At 74.3% G+C, this 14,142-nt stretch carries 15 protein-coding genes; 3 read left to right on the top strand and 12 right to left on the bottom strand.

Annotated elements, in window-relative coordinates:
* The first annotated feature begins 119 nt into the window (after positions 1-119).
* The gene (locus tag JOF36_RS08490) at positions 120-1,394 is read left to right on the top strand and encodes an IS110 family RNA-guided transposase (protein ID WP_210035274.1); all 1,275 of its coding nucleotides are present in this window, start codon (positions 120-122) and stop codon (positions 1,392-1,394) included.
* 286 nt (positions 1,395-1,680) lie between these two features.
* On the opposite strand, the gene manA is transcribed toward JOF36_RS08490, so the two are convergent.
* The 5 genes from manA to JOF36_RS08465 form a co-directional block, all read right to left on the bottom strand.
* On the bottom strand, positions 1,681-2,895 hold the full coding sequence (gene manA / locus JOF36_RS08485) for a mannose-6-phosphate isomerase, class I (protein ID WP_210025967.1): 1,215 nt from the start codon (positions 2,893-2,895) through the stop codon (positions 1,681-1,683).
* A 28-nt stretch (positions 2,896-2,923) separates the two neighbouring features.
* Positions 2,924-4,021 (bottom strand): SIS domain-containing protein, encoded by a 1,098-nt coding sequence (locus tag JOF36_RS08480; protein WP_210025965.1) that lies wholly within the window; start codon positions 4,019-4,021, stop codon positions 2,924-2,926.
* Positions 4,018-4,230 carry a Trm112 family protein gene (locus JOF36_RS08475; protein WP_210025964.1) on the bottom strand — a complete coding sequence of 71 codons (213 nt, stop codon included), beginning with the start codon at positions 4,228-4,230 and terminating at the stop codon, positions 4,018-4,020. Before JOF36_RS08475 ends, JOF36_RS08480 begins: the two co-directional genes overlap by 4 nt.
* A gap of 144 nt (positions 4,231-4,374) precedes the next feature.
* The gene (locus tag JOF36_RS08470; protein ID WP_210025951.1) at positions 4,375-5,799 is read right to left on the bottom strand and encodes a phosphomannomutase/phosphoglucomutase; all 1,425 of its coding nucleotides are present in this window, start codon (positions 5,797-5,799) and stop codon (positions 4,375-4,377) included.
* 45 nt (positions 5,800-5,844) lie between these two features.
* Positions 5,845-6,198 (bottom strand): DUF3499 domain-containing protein, encoded by a 354-nt coding sequence (locus tag JOF36_RS08465; RefSeq protein ID WP_210035272.1) that lies wholly within the window; start codon positions 6,196-6,198, stop codon positions 5,845-5,847.
* Positions 6,199-6,320: 122 nt separating this feature from the next.
* Between JOF36_RS08465 and JOF36_RS08460 the strand changes: the two genes are divergently transcribed.
* Positions 6,321-6,794: a metallopeptidase family protein gene (locus JOF36_RS08460; RefSeq protein ID WP_210025949.1), complete on the top strand. Its 474-nt coding sequence runs from the start codon at positions 6,321-6,323 to the stop codon at positions 6,792-6,794.
* 68 nt (positions 6,795-6,862) lie between these two features.
* Here JOF36_RS08460 and JOF36_RS08455 read toward each other — a convergent pair whose 3' ends face one another.
* A complete protein-coding gene (locus tag JOF36_RS08455; protein ID WP_372447448.1) occupies positions 6,863-7,201 on the bottom strand; it encodes a WhiB family transcriptional regulator in 339 nt (112 codons plus the stop codon).
* Between the two features lie 164 nt (positions 7,202-7,365).
* Here JOF36_RS08455 and JOF36_RS08450 point away from each other — a divergent pair, with 164 nt between their 5' ends.
* Complete coding sequence (locus JOF36_RS08450) at positions 7,366-8,136, top strand: site-2 protease family protein (RefSeq protein WP_210025947.1); 771 nt, start codon at positions 7,366-7,368, stop codon at positions 8,134-8,136.
* Here the strand turns inward: JOF36_RS08450 and JOF36_RS08445 are convergent.
* The 6 genes from JOF36_RS08445 to JOF36_RS08420 are packed head-to-tail and all read right to left on the bottom strand — an operon-like array spanning position 8,105 to position 13,999.
* Positions 8,105-8,659, bottom strand: a complete 555-nt coding sequence (locus tag JOF36_RS08445) for an NUDIX hydrolase (RefSeq protein WP_210025945.1) — start codon at positions 8,657-8,659, stop codon at positions 8,105-8,107. The genes JOF36_RS08450 and JOF36_RS08445 overlap by 32 nt on opposite strands.
* 31 nt (positions 8,660-8,690) lie before the next feature.
* Positions 8,691-10,061, bottom strand: a complete 1,371-nt coding sequence (locus tag JOF36_RS08440; protein WP_245350727.1) for a coenzyme F420-0:L-glutamate ligase — start codon at positions 10,059-10,061, stop codon at positions 8,691-8,693.
* Complete coding sequence (cofD, locus tag JOF36_RS08435) at positions 10,054-11,064, bottom strand: 2-phospho-L-lactate transferase (RefSeq protein WP_210025941.1); 1,011 nt, start codon at positions 11,062-11,064, stop codon at positions 10,054-10,056. Before cofD ends, JOF36_RS08440 begins: the two co-directional genes overlap by 8 nt.
* 21 nt (positions 11,065-11,085) lie before the next feature.
* On the bottom strand, positions 11,086-12,000 hold the full coding sequence (locus JOF36_RS08430) for a DNA-3-methyladenine glycosylase family protein (protein ID WP_210025939.1): 915 nt from the start codon (positions 11,998-12,000) through the stop codon (positions 11,086-11,088).
* A 2-nt stretch (positions 12,001-12,002) separates the two neighbouring features.
* Positions 12,003-13,073, bottom strand: a complete 1,071-nt coding sequence (gene manB / locus JOF36_RS08425; protein ID WP_210025937.1) for a mannose-1-phosphate guanylyltransferase — start codon at positions 13,071-13,073, stop codon at positions 12,003-12,005.
* Positions 13,074-13,117: 44 nt separating this feature from the next.
* Positions 13,118-13,999 carry a glycosyltransferase family 2 protein gene (locus JOF36_RS08420; RefSeq protein WP_307862277.1) on the bottom strand — a complete coding sequence of 294 codons (882 nt, stop codon included), beginning with the start codon at positions 13,997-13,999 and terminating at the stop codon, positions 13,118-13,120.
* Between the last annotated feature and the right edge of the window lie 143 nt (positions 14,000-14,142).

Raw genomic sequence — 14,142 nt, 5'->3', positions numbered from 1 at the left:
AGACCGCTGATGGGATGGCGTGCCCGCCACGGCGTGGCGTGAGCACTGATCCATTAGGCCGCCGGCGTTCCTCTCGCGGCTACTCCCGTTGTCGATCGGTGAGGGTGAGGGACATCAACGTGCTGTTCGTGGGGGACGACTGGGCCGAGGACCACCACGACGTGGAGGTCCAGGACGGGTCCGGCAAGCGGCTGGCCGCGGCCCGGCTGCCGGAGGGCCTGGCCGGCGTCGCCCGGCTGCACGAGCTGATCGCCGCGCACCTGCCGGACACCGACCCCGAGCTCGGCACCGAGCCCGAGGACGAGGACGACGCGGCTGCTCGGGTGTGGGTGGGGATCGAGACCGAGCGTGGTCCGTGGGTGCAGGCGCTGGTCGCGGCGGGGTATCGGGTGTTCCCGATCAATCCGCGCCAGGTCGCCCGCTATCGGGAGCGGCACTCCAACGCCGGTGCCAAGAGCGACGCCGCGGACGCGCACTCGCTGGCGGACATGGTCCGCACCGACGGCCACCAGTTGCGTCCAATCGCCGGGGACTCTGAGCGGGCAGCCGGGATCAAGGTCTTGTCCCGGGCGCACCAGCGGCTGATCCGCGATCGCACCCGTCAGGTGCTGCGGCTGCGCCAGACGCTGCTGGAGTACTTCCCGGCCGCGCTGGACGCCTTCGACGATCTCACCCGGGCCGACACGGTCGAGCTGCTGGCCAAGGCACCCGACCCAGCCGCGGCGGCCCGGTTGACCCGCGCCCAGATCGGGGCGGCGATGCGCCGGGCCCGGCGGCGCGGGATCGAAGACAAGGCTGCCGCGGTAGCGGCCGCGCTGCGTCGGCCGTGCTTGACCCGCTCCGAGCCGGTCACCGCCGGGTTCGCCGCCGCGACCCGCTCGCTGACTGCCGTCATTGCGGCCCTGAGCAGTGAGATCACCACGCTGGAGCAGCAGCTGAGCGCTGAGTTCGAGCGGCACCCGGATGCGGCGATCTACCGTAGCCAGCCCGGTCTCGGACCAGTCGTGGCCGCGCGGGTGCTGGCCGAGTTCGGCGACGATCCCGGCCGCTACGCGAGCGCAAGTTCGCGCAAGAACTACGCGGCGACCAGCCCGATCACCCGCCAGTCCGGAAAGAAGACGTCGGTGCACGCCCGCTACGTGCACAACGAGCGACTCGTCGACGCTCTCGGACGGCAAGCCCAGGGTGCGTTGGTCGGCTCGCCCGGGGCGCGGGCCTACTACGACCTGCAGCGAGCTCGCGGGCTCGGACACCGGGCCGCGCTACGCCAGCTAGCGAATCGGCTGGTCGGGATCCTGCACGGCTGCCTCAAGAGCGGGTCGCTCTACGACGAGACCACCGCCTGGGGCCACCGACTCGAACCGGCACCACCCGCCGCCGCTGACGCGGCGTGAACCACAACCGCCAAGTCCACATCAGGCGGCTTGAGGTCGCGGCCGCCGGTCCGGCGCTGCTCGGCAGCCCGGATTGTGCGGGCTCGTCCCTCACACCTCAAAGGGCGCCTTCGGCGTCGCTGACGCGACAGCCCTTCGGGCTGTCCTGGACCTGTGAGCCTCCACGAGCCCTACGGGCAGGCCCTGACGGGCAGGCGCAGCCAGCCCGCCCGACGGGCCGGGCCGCCGACCAGCACCTACGAGCAATCAACCAACCGATCTTGACGACGGGACGGCCTGGGATGTCTCAGAGCGCGTCGCCCGCCAGGAACACCGTGGCGCCGTCGTCGCCGGTGGTCAGCACCGCGCCGGCGTCGGCCGCGGCCAGGAACACGGCCCCGCCCCGTGGCAGCTCCACCGTGGTGCCCTGCGCCTCCACCGCGGCGCTCCCCGAGGTGCACAGCAGGATCCGGGCGCCGGTGCCGGGGACGTCCAGCTTGTCCCGGCCGTCGGTGTCGGCGCGCCGCAGCAGGAACTCCTCGACCGGCACGTCGTAGCGGTGCCAGCCGTCGGCGGCCTGCTCCGCGGCCGGGCGCCGGACGGGCGGCGGCGGGGTGGCGAAGTCCAGGACCCGCAGCAGCTCCGGGACGTCGACGTGCTTCGGCGTCAACCCACCGCGCAGCACGTTGTCCGAGTTCGCCATCAGCTCGATGCCGGCCCCGGACAGGTACGCGTGCAGGTTCCCGGCCGGCAGGTAGAGCGCGTCACCGGGTGCCAGGTTGATCCGGTTGAGCAGCAGGGCCGCGAGCACGCCCGCGTCATCGGGGTAGCGCTCGGACAGGTCGAGGACCATCTTGGCCTCGCCGGTCCAGCGCTGCGAGCCGCGCTCGAGCAACCGGACCGCGCCCCCCTGCAGGGCCGGGATCAGGCCGTCCAGCACCGACTGCGGCAGCGTGATCCAGGTGGTGAACAGCGCACGCAGGCCGTCCGGGCCGGGCTCGCCCGCGAGCAGTTCGGTGTAGGACACCAGCTCCGGCACGTCGAGCTCGCGGAGCAGCTCGACGGTGCCGGCCGGCTCGCGGAACCCGACGAGCGCGACGAGGTCGGTGAGCGCACAGATCAGCTCGGGCTTGTGGTTGGCGTCGCGGTAGTTGCGGTCCGGGGCGTCCACCGCGATCCCGGCCGCGTTCTCCCGGGCCCAGCCCTCACGTGCCTGGTTCAGGCTCGGGTGCGCCTGCAGGGACAGCGGCTCGTCGGCGGCGAGGACCTTCAGCAGGAACGGAAGCCGGCCGTCCCAGCGGTCCCGGCCGGTGCCGAGCGCGCCGGCCGGGTCCTCGGCGATGAGCTCGGTGAGCGGACGCCGCCCCTCGGCGGCGGACACCGTCGACGGCGCCGCCGGGTGCGCGCCCAGCCACATCTCCGCCTGCGGGTGCGGTGACGGAACGGGCTCGCCGAGCAGGTCGGCGATCACCGTCCGCGACCCCCAGGCGTAGGTCCGGATCGGGTTCTCCAGCAGTTCCACGGGTCTCCCGGTGTCAGGTGCGCGGATATCAGGCGGTGAGCGAGGCGCGGGTGGCCAGGCCCAGGTACACGGCGGCGAGGTCGGCACGCAACGCGAGCACGCCGGCTCGCAGCAGCACGGCGTCGCGGGAACCGCGCGGTACCTCCTCGACGGGGTGCGCGAGGTCCGCGGTCGGCCACTCACGGCCGAGGACCCGCCGGCTGACGAACTGCGGGTCCTCCTCGCCGGTGCCCAGCAGGACCAGCCGGGGCGGCGGTGCGGCGTCGGCGGGGGCCGGGTCGTCGAACGGGTCGCGGAAGATGTCGTCGCCGCGGTCGCCCACGTCGACGGCCACCCGCAGCCCGGCGAGCGTGCCGGCCTGGCCGAGCCCGTCGGCGTGCGCGACGACCCCCGCGTGCGTCGCCAGCGCGGACGCGCCGTGCCGGGCGACGGCCGCGGCCGCGGCGTCGACACCCCACAGCAGCGGGGTCCGGTCGGCGAGGCGCAGGGCCAGGGACTTGGCCGGGTTCACGAACGGCTCGTGGCCGGGGTGGTTGCGTTCGGCCTCGGCGTCGAGGGTGTCGGCGAGGGCCTCGAGATCCGGGGCCGTCGCGAGCAGCTCCAGCTCGGAGACGGTGACGAGAGCGGCGGTGAGCGCCTGTGCGAAACCGAGCCCCTCGGGCAGCGGGATCCGCGGCTCGACCAGCCGCGCCCGGCCCGCTCCGGCCTGGGCGACCGGGCCGGCGTCCGGGGCGGACAGCACGACCTCGGCACCGCGGCGCACCGCGACCGCGACCGACTCCGCCAGCTCGGGATCCACCGCGTCGGCGGTGTGGACGACGACGACGTCCAGCGGCCCGATCCAGCCCGGCACCAGGTCGGCGTGCACCACCGGGACCGGGCAGCGGTCCCCCAGCAGCGCCGTCACCAGGTCGGCGACCGCACCGGACATGCCGGGCCTGCGCAGGAACACCAGCGCCCGTGGCCGGTGCCCCCGCAGCCGGTCCAGCCCCGCGTCGGCGCAGGCGTGCACCGTGGAACGGACCTGTGCACCGGCGGTCGCGGCGGCACGCAGGACACCGGTGGTGTCCCGGGCGGCCAGCGTGTCCGGATCGGCCAGCAGGGTGTCGTCGAGCACGCCGTTCACCCGTCGTCCCTCGCCGGCCCGGTACCCGGGAGCGCCTCGTCCAGCAGCAGCACCGGGATCCCGTCGGTCACCGGGAAGGACCGCCCGCAGGACTCGCAGGTGAGCGCGTCGGCACCCGGCTCACCCGCGGTCCCCGGACGGAGCGGGGCGTGCGCGTCGCACGGGCAGGCCAGGATCTCCATCAGCTGGGGGTCGAGCTGTACGGCCACGGTTCTCCTCGTCGTCATGGTCCGGGGCGGGTGGTGCCGGGAGTGTGGTCCCAGGAACTCGATGCTGCCACCACGCCCCGTCACCGCGCGGCATCCGACCGGGTACGGGCCGGGCCTGCGCGGTGACCGGGGGTGCGTGCGGCGTCAGGCGCGGACGACCGCGAGTACCTCGTCGACCAGGGATCGGACGGCCGCGTCGTCGCCGGCCTCGACGTTGAGCCGCAGCAGCGGCTCGGTGTTGGACGCCCGCAGGTTGAACCACGAGCCGTCCGGCAGGGAGACGGTGAGGCCGTCGAGCCGGTCGAGCTCCACGCCGTCGCGGGGGCCGTAGACCGACTCGATCTCGGCGACCTTCGCGGCCTGGTCGGCGACCGTGGAGTTGATCTCGCCGGAGGCCGCGTACCGGTCGTAGCCGCTCATCAGCCCGGACAGCAGGGCCTCCTGCCCGGAGGCGGCGGCCGCAGCCCGGTGCTCGCCGAGTGCGGCGAGCAGGTGCAGCGCGGCCAGCATGCCGGAGTCGGCCTTCCAGAAGTCCCGGAAGTAGTAGTGCGCCGAGTGCTCGCCGCCGAACACCGCGCCGGTCTCGGCCATCATCTGCTTGATGAACGAGTGCCCCACCCGGGTGCGCACCGGGCGGCCGCCGTGCTCGGCGACCAGCTCGGGAACCGCCCGCGAGGTGATCAGGTTGTGGATGACGGCGACGTCGCGCTCGCCGTCGGTCGCGGCGCGGTTCAGCTCACGGGCGGCGACCAGGCCGGTGATGGCGCTGGGGCTGACCGCCTCGCCGCGCTCGTCGACGGCGAAGCAGCGGTCGGCGTCGCCGTCGAAGGCCAGGCCCAGGTCGGCGCCCTCGGCGACGACCGCCTTCTGCAGGTCGACCAGGTTCGCCGGGTCGAGCGGGTTCGCCTCGTGGTTCGGGAAGTCGCCGTCGAGCTCGAAGTAGAGCGGCACGACACGCACGTTCAGGCCGTCGAACACGGTCGGGACGGTGTGCCCGCCCATGCCGTTGCCGGCGTCGACGACGACGGTCAGCTCGGGGCCGGCGTCCAGCGACGACAGGTCGACGAGCCCCCGCAGGTAGCGCGCGTAGCCCTCGAGCATGTCCTCGGTGCGGACGGACCCGGCCGGACCGGTGACCGGAACGCCCTCGTCGAGGAACCGGCCCGCCTCGTCCCGGATCGTGGTGAGCCCGGTGTCCTGCCCGATCGGCACCGCACCGGCCCGGCACAGCTTGATGCCGTTGTAGCGGGCCGGGTTGTGGCTGGCCGTGAACATCGCGCCCGGCAGGTTCAGCGAACCGGCGGCGAAGTAGAGCATGTCGGTACTGGCCAGGCCGATGTCGACGACGTCGAGACCCTGACGGGTGACGCCGTCGGCGAACGCCGCCGCGAGCGCGGGAGAGCTGTCGCGCATATCTCGACCGACGACCACCGCCGCCGGGGCCGGCCGGTCGCCCGCGACCAGCTGCGCGGTCGCCGCACCGAGGGCGCGGGCCGTGGATTCGTCCAGCTGGTCGCCGACGACACCGCGGATGTCATAAGCCTTCACGATCGCCGAGAGGTCGGGCACGACGGCTGACCCTAGCGCAGCCGTGTCACCCGTCCGCGCTGGTCCTCAGTCGTCCTCGCCCGGGGCGGGCAGCACCCGCAGGTGCCCCCGCCGTCCGGTGCCGCCGGGCCGGGCCACCACCTCGACCGGCCGGTCCACCCGGCCCGCCTCGCGGACGGCGTCCGCGAGCGCGGTGAGGTCCTCCCCGGTGTGCTGGGGCTGCGCGAACTCGCCCTCGAACCGGACGACCTCCCAGCCGCGGGGGGCGGTGAGGTTGTGCGCGTGCGCCGGGCACAGGTCGTAGGAGTGCGGTTCGGCCTGCGTGGCCAGCGGACCGACGACCGCGGTGGAGTCGGCGTAGACATAGGTGAGCGTGGCGACGGCGAGCTCGGTGCAGCCCGTCCGTGAACATCTCCGCACACTCAACACACACGGGACGATAGCCCGTGGACACGGCTGCGTCGCACTGCGACTCGCACCCGGCCCGGTTGTGCGCCCGGCCGTCACTCGGCTCCACGGTGCGCCGGGCCTAGACTGCGGGCGTGTCCGCCGCGAACCGTCTGTTGCGCCGCACGCCCCGCCGCCGGGACCGCCGTGGCCGGGGACTGCGTGGGTTGATGTATCCGGTGTCCACCCCCGCCTTCCGTACCCGGGCCGAACGGTTCGACTCGAAGGTGCTGGAGGCGCTGGAACCGATCGAGGCCCGCTGGGGCCCGGAGCTGGCCGACGTCGACCTCGCCGTCGACGACGTTCCTGCCGTCGACCGCACCTCGCCGGACGAGGTCGTGTGGGGTACCGGGGTGCTGGCCGACGTCGGCGTCCCGCTGGCGCACCTGGTCCCGGCCGGGGTCGACTCGGCCGGGCTGCCGACCCGGGCCCGGATCGTGCTGTACCGGCGCCCGCTCGAGGCCCGGGCCCGCAACGGCGAGGACCTGGCCGACCTCGTGCACGAGGTGCTCGTCGAGCAGGTCGCCGAGTACCTCAACATCGAGCCGGACGCCGTCGACGGCGGCTGAGAAGCCGCTCCGTGCACACGACGACGCCCGGGGCACCTGACGGTGTCCCGGGCGTCTCGTGCTCGCTCCTAGACCGCGGCGCGGCGCAGCCGGCGCCGCTCCCGCTCGGACAGCCCACCCCAGATGCCGAAGCGCTCGTCCTGGGCCAGGGCGTACTCCAGGCACTCGGCCCGGACCTCGCACCCGGCACAGATCCGCTTCGCCTCCCGGGTGGAACCGCCCTTCTCCGGGAAGAACGCCTCCGGGTCGGTCTGCGCGCACAGGGCGCGCTCCTGCCACTCCGGAACCTCGTCGCCGGGTACGGCCTCGTCCAACAGCAGGTTCTTCAGGTCCAGCACCTGCGCAACCCGGTCGTGATCCTCCACGACCGGTTGCCCTGCCGGCTCTGTCTCCGCCGGCCGCAGCATCCGCATGAACCCCTCGACGTCGTCCACTCGCCCACCTCCCCGCAACGCACCGGCGAATGACACCGACGTAAGTACAGCGTTGACGTTCGCTCTGTGCAAGCCGGCTCTGCCGATTGAGTGAAGCCCCACGCGCGTCCGTTTGGGGCATTCGGGAGGATGGGTACGTGCCTTCCCTGACTCGCCGGATCAGCCCGTGGTTCCTCCTGCTGGTCGGCATCGCGGTCGCCGGTGGCGTACTCGCCGCAGCCGCCGTACCTGCACAATCCGAAGCGCTGGCGATCTTCGGGGTCTTCGTGATCGTGCTCGGCGGCTGGGTCGTCTCGCTGTGCCTGCACGAGTTCGGACACGCCGTCACGGCCTACCGTGGAGGCGACACCTCCGTGGCACAGAAGGGTTACCTGACACTCGACATCCGCCGCTACACCGATCCCGGTCTCTCCCTCGTACTGCCGCTGATCATCCTGCTGATCGGCGGCCTGCCGCTGCCCGGCGGGGCCGTCTGGATCAACCAGTGGGCGCTGCGGTCGCGGGCCTGGCGGACGGGCGTGTCGGTGGCCGGCCCGGCGGCCAACCTCGCGCTCGGGGTCGTGTTGATCATCACCGTGGCGCTGTTCCCGGCCATGCCGACGCCGGTGGCGGCCGGGTTGTCGGCGCTCGCGCTGTTCCAGATCGTCGCGTTCGTGCTCAACATGCTCCCCGTGCCCGGGCTCGACGGGTGGGGCGCGATCGAGCCGTACCTGTCGATGCCCGCACAGCGGTTCGGCGACAAGATCCGGCCGTGGGCACCGCTGGCGCTGCTGGCCGTGCTGCTGTTCGTGCCCGGGATCAGCACGCTGTTCTTCGCCGGCACGCAGATCCTCTACTCGCTCGTCGGCGGGGACGCCCAGCTGGCCGGGCAGGGGTTCAACGCGCTGTTCTTCTGGCGGAACCTGTAGCGGCCGCGACCATCGTCGCGACGGTGTCGCTGTCGGCGGGCAGCCCGTCCACCGGCCACCAGCGCAGGTCGAGGGACTCGTCGCTGATCCGCATCCGCGCGCCCGCGGGGGCATACACCAGGTAGCGGACGTCCAGGTGCCGGGTCGGGACTCCGAGCGAGCAGGTGACCGGGTGGACGTCGACGTGCAGCGGGTGCTCGGCGATCTCCAGACCGGTCATGCCGGACTCCTCCGTCGCCTCCCGCAACGCCGCGGCGCGCAGCGAGGCGTCCCCGGCCTCGCAGTGCCCGCCGAGCTGGATCCAGCGCCCGACCCGCGGGTGCAGGGTGAGCAGCGTGTGCTCGCCGGTCGCGTCGAGCACCAGGGCGGACGCGGTCAGGTGCCCCGGGACGCACGAGCGGTCACAGGCGTCGTCCGGGCGGGCGTCGAGGAAAGCCAGCAGGGCGTGCTGCAGCGCCCGCTGTCCCTCGTCCACCGGCTCCCACGCCGTCAGCTCCCGGGCGGCCGTCGCCGGGGCTACCACCGGCGCCCCGCCCGCGCCGCCACAGCCGCGCTCACAGCTCGATCAGCCCCTCGCCCGGGTCCCGCGGGGCGCGGGGCGCGATCGGCCCGTGCGGGACGCCCACGGCGACCGCGCCGAGCGCCTCCCAGTCCCCCGGCAGATCCAGCACGTCGCGCGCCACGTCGGGCGCGAAGATCGTCGACCCGACCCAGCAGGACGCCAGTCCCTCCGCGGCCAGTGCCACCAGCAGCGCCTGCACCGCGGCCCCGCCGGCGACGGTGAACATGTCCCGCTCGGCCGCGTCCCGCGCGTCCGAGCCGTCGGCGGAGTAGGAGTGCATGCCCTCGCGGGACCGGAACGCCAGCACCAGCTCCGGGGCCCGCCGCAGCAGGCCCCCGCGGGCCAGGCGCCGCTCGATCTCGTCGGCCGGGCGGTCGTCGGCGGCGAGATCGGTCCGCCAGCGGTCGCGCAGCGCGTCCAGCACGGCCGTCCGGCACTGCGGGTCGCGCAGCCACACGAACCGGAACGGGGTGCTGTGGTGCGGTGCGGGAGCGGTCAGCGCGGTCCCGACGGCGCGGCGCAGCGCCTCCGGATCGACCGTGTCCGGCGCGAAGTCCCGGGTGCTGCGCCGCAGCAGGACGGCCTCGCGGCGGCCGCGGGCGATCGCCTCCTCGGTCCCGAGCCAGAACAGGTCCTCCTCGACCGGCCGGACGAGGTCGCGGGCGGTGCTGCCGTCGTCGTCGAGCCGCATGCCGCGCACGACGGCCGCCGGCAGCGCGCCGAGCTTGCCCTTCACCAGGTCCGCCGCCGCCGCGATCTCGTCGGCCAGGGCGATCTCGGTGACGAGCAGGTCGTTGCCCTGAGCGTCGACGGCGCCGCCGTAGCGGTGCAGCACCGGCACCCCGGCCGAACCGATCGCGACGTCGGTCTGACCGATCCGCCAGGTCCGGCCGAGCGTGTCGGTCACGACGACGCCCACGTCGACGCCGAGGCGCTCGCGCAGCCCGGCACGCAGGCCCGCGGCGCTGGCGTCCGGGTCGGCCGGCAGCAGGGCGAGCTCGTCGCGGCGCACGTTGGAGCCGTCGATCCCGGCCGCGGCCTGCACGATCCCCAGCTTCCCGGCGACGATCAGCGTCCTCCCGCGCCGGGCCAGGATCCGCTCGGTCTCGGCGTCGACCAGCCGGCGGCGCAGCGCATCGCGCTCCTCGTCGTCGGTCGGCGCGGGCACGAGGCGGCCCTCGACCTTGGAGAACACCTTGGACGTCACGACGACGACGTCGCCGTCGGCCAGCCAGGGCAGCGCGTCCGCCAGCGCGGCGGTCAGGTCGTCGCCGGGCCGGAACTCCGGCAGGCCCGGGACCGGGTGGATCTGCAGGGTCGCCGAGGCGTGGTCGGCGAAGGGCTCGGCGATGGGCTCAGTCAACGGACAGGCCGGCGAGCTCGAACGCGGCCCGCGCCATCGCGGCCGTCGCATCGTGGTCGGTCATCAGCAGCGGCACCTCACGCACGGTCGCGCCGGGCACGGTCGCGGTGTCGCCGGTGTGCACCAGCCAGCCGTCGAGCAGCCCGCCCTCGCCGCGGCCGCCGTAGTGCCGTCCGACCCCCTCGGCGGAGGTCTCGACACCGAGCGCGGTCAGGCAGGCGTCGGCCATCCCGCGGACCGGACGCCCACCGACGATCGGGGACAGCCCGACGACCGGGGCGGGCGTGGCGGCCAGCGCCTGCGCGACACCGGGGATCGAGACGACGGTCCCGATGCTGACCACCGGGTTCGACGGCCCGACGAGCACGACGTCCGCGCCGGCGATCGAGGCCCGCGCATCCGGCAGGATCCCGGCCTGGTCGGCGCCGATCGAGGCGAACCGGTGTGCCTTCGGCGCGGCCCGGTGCTTGATCCACCACTCCTGGAAGTGGATCGCGACCTGCGGCGCGACGTCCTCGTCGGCCGCGGAGTCCGGGTTGTCGATCACGACATGGGTCTCGACCCGGTCGTCGGAGGCGGGCAACAGCCGCACCCCGGGCTGCCACCGGTGGCAGAGCGCCTCGGTGACCTGGGAGAGCGGGTATCCGGCGCGCAGCATCCGGGTGCGGACGAGGTGGGTCGCGACGTCCCGGTCGCCGAGCCCGAACCAGGTCGGATCGGCCCCGTAGGCCTCGAGCTCGGCCTTCACCGACCAGGTCTCCCCGGCACGGCCCCAGCCCTTCTCGACGTCGATGCCACCGCCGAGGGTGTACATGCAGGTGTCCAGGTCCGGGCAGACCCGCAGGCCGTGCAGCCAGATGTCGTCGCCGATGTTGACCACGGCGTCGACCGAGTGCGGATGGTCCTCCGGGGCCGGCCCCACCGGGGGCAGGCCGAGCGCGGCCTTCACACCTTGCAGGAACCGGGCCCCGCCGACCCCTCCGACCAGTACGGTGACCTTCACGGGAGGAGACCCTACGACTTCTCAGATCGCGCGGTGATCGCGCGGGGAGAACCGGGGCCCGAAACGGGGCCGCCGGAACCCGGAGGCCTCGATGTAGCGCACCGCGCGCTGGCGCTGCGGGACGTAGGGCGCCAGCACCTCGAGCAGGCCCGCGTCGTCGAGGTCGTGGCCTCGCAGTGCCCAGCCGACGGTCTTCGGGACGTGGAGGTCACCGAAGCTGACGGCGTCCGGGTCGCCCCACGCCCGCTGGGCGGTCTCGGCCGCGGTCCAGACCCCGATCCCGCGGACCCGGCGTAGCAGCACCCGCCCTGCCTCACCGCCCAGCTCGGCCGCCGGCTCCAGGCGGTGCGCGACGACGGCGGCGTGCAGGATCGCCGAGCGCCGCGCGTGGTCGACGCCGGCGCGGTGCCACTCCCAGTCCGGGATCGCCCGGGCCTGCGCCGGGGTCGGCGGCACCCGCATGCCGTCCGGGACCACGCCGGCCGGCCCGGGTGCGGGGTCGCCGAAGCGCCACGCCAGTTCGCGGTAGGACCGGTGCGCCTCGGTGCCGGTGACCTTCTGCTCCAGCACCGCGGGCAGCAGCGCGTCCCACACCCGCCCGGACGAGCCGAGCCGCAACCCCGGGCGGCGGCGCAGCGCATCGGCGACGACCGGGTGGTGCGCCTCGAACGCCGACGGGTCGTCGTCGGCGCCCAGCAGCGACGGCAGCCGGTCGATCTCCCACGCGGCGCCGGGCCCCCAGCCGGTGGCCCGGACCGTCCCGTCCGCACGCCTGCGGATCGCGACGGTCGCCGGGCCGTCGGGCGTCGTCGACACCCGCCAGATCACCCCGCCGTCGCTCACGGTGCGCCAGGTCGGGTCACCGCGACCACGGCGCAGCGGGGACAGCACGCCGTGCAGATCCAGCGGGAACGGCGGGCGCCACTCCCGGTCCACGCTCACACGTCCGGGGAGAACCGGATCCCGTGCGGCGGGAGCGTGACGTCCGGCCAGATCCGCATGTTGTTGCGCAGCTCGCAGTGCGCGCCGATCACCGCGCGGTCGCCCACCACGGTGTCCCGCACGCTCGCGCCCTCCTCGACGACCGCGCCCGCGCCGATCACCGAGTGCTCCACGACCGCGCCCGCGGCCACGACGGCACCGTCGAACAGCATCGAGCCCTCGACCTTGGCGCCGGAGCCGATCCGGGCGCCGCGGCCGACGGTGGTGCCGCCGAACACGAACGCGTCGGACGCCACCTCGGCGCCGTCGAGGACCATCGACTCGCCGGTCGCGCCGGGCAGCGCCGCCGACGGCGCCACCCCGCGGACCAGGTCGGCGGAGCCGTGCACCAGGTCGCCGGGGGTGCCCATGTCCCGCCAGTACGCGACGTCGACGTGCCCCTGCACGTGCGCACCCGAGGCCACGAGGCCGGGGAACGTCTCGCGCTCGACCGACACCGGCCGCCCCTGCGGGATGGTGTCGATGACCTCGCGGCGGAAGACGTAGCAACCGGCGTTGATCTGGTCGGTGGGCGGGTCCTCGGTCTTCTCGAGGAACTCCAGCACCCGGCCGGCCCCGTCGGTCGGCACGCAGCCGAACGCGCGCGGGTTCTGCACCCGGACCAGGTGCAGCGTCACGTCCGCGCCCGCACCGCGGTGGGTGTCGGCGACGGCCTTCAGGTCCGTCCCGGCGAGCACGTCACCGTTGAAGATCATGATGTGCTCGGCGGAGAGCTTGTCCGCGACGTTGCGGATGCCGCCACCGGTGCCCAGCGGCTCGGTCTCCGTCACGTAGGTCAGGTCCAGCCCCAGCGACGCGCCGTCCCCGAAGTGCTCCTCGAAGGTCTCCGCCAGGTAGCTGGTGCCCAGCACGACCCGCCGGATCCCCGCCTCGCGGATGCGGGAGAGCAGGTGCGCCAGGAACGGCACCCCCGCGGTGGGCAGCATCGGCTTGGGCGCGGACAGGGTCAGTGGTCGTAGCCGGGTGCCCTTGCCCCCGACCAGCACGACCGCCTCGACATCCTGCAACGCGGTTCCCCCTCAGTGTGTTCTCTCGTCGTCGTCGCGCCCGGTCAGCTCGCCGCCCGCGCCGCCAGGCCGGAGCGGACGGCCAGGCCGGCCCGCAACACGGCCCGCAACGGTGCGCGCAACGGGCCGGGGTGCCGGTCCGCCAGGTATCGGTAGGCGCTGCGGTGGTGCTCGGCGAGCATGCGCGCCGACACCTCCGGTTTCCCCGTGGACACCCCGCCCACGTGCACCACCTCTGCCGAGGGTACGTAGACGTTGCGCCACCCGGCGAACGTGAGCCGTTCGCCGAGGTCGACGTCCTCGAAGTACATGAAGTAGCGCGGGTCGAACCCGTCGACCGAGTCGAAGGCCGCGCGCCGCAGCAGCAGGCACGACCCGGACAGCCAGCCCGCCGTCCGCTCGCTGCGGTCCTCCCGGGACCGGCGGTAGGCCGCCGTCCACGGGTTGCCCGGCCAGACCGGCCCGAGCGCGGCGTGCCCGGCCCCGGCCACCAGCGACGGGACCTCGCGGGCCGACGGGTAGACCTCTCCGGACGGCTCCCGGATCAGCGGCCCGAGCGCCCCCGCCCGCGGGTGCCTGCGGCCGGCGTCGAGCAGGGCGTCCAGCGAGCCGGGGCCCCACTCCAGGTCCGGGTTCGCGACGACCACCCAGCCGTAGGTCTCGTCCAGTGACGCGATCCCGCGGTTCGCGGCGGCGCCGTAGCCGACGTTCTCGCCGATCGGCAGGAAGGTGACGCCGTCCCGGTCCCGTGCGGCCCGCTCCGGGGCCCCGTCGACCGAACCGTTGTCGGCCAGCACGACCGGCACGTCGGTGCGGGACGTCGCGGCGGCCAGCGAGTCGAGGAAGGTCTCCAGGGTGCGGCCGGGCGAGTAGGTCACGGTGACGACGGCGAGCCCGTCGCCGTAGGTCTGCACGCCTTGCTGCACGACCCGAACGCTAGCGAGACCGCGGCACCGGCGATCCGGCGGGACCGCTCGATCGCGGCAGCGAACGTCACACCCGGTGATCGCGGGCCCGTGCGGCCCCGCAGTTCCCGGCCCGCACATGCGCCCCGAGCTGGGACGACACC

Source organism: Pseudonocardia parietis (genome assembly GCF_017876315.1).
Classification (GTDB): domain Bacteria; phylum Actinomycetota; class Actinomycetes; order Mycobacteriales; family Pseudonocardiaceae; genus Pseudonocardia; species Pseudonocardia parietis.
Note: the sequence above shows the minus strand (reverse complement) of the source record. Positions and strands in the feature narration are given on the sequence as shown.

Excerpts from the sequence above, each read along its gene's own strand:
- JOF36_RS08455 (WP_372447448.1), bottom strand. The coding sequence starts at position 7,201 with ATGCTGCGGCCGGCGGAGACAGAGCCGGCAGGGCAACCGGTCGTGGAG.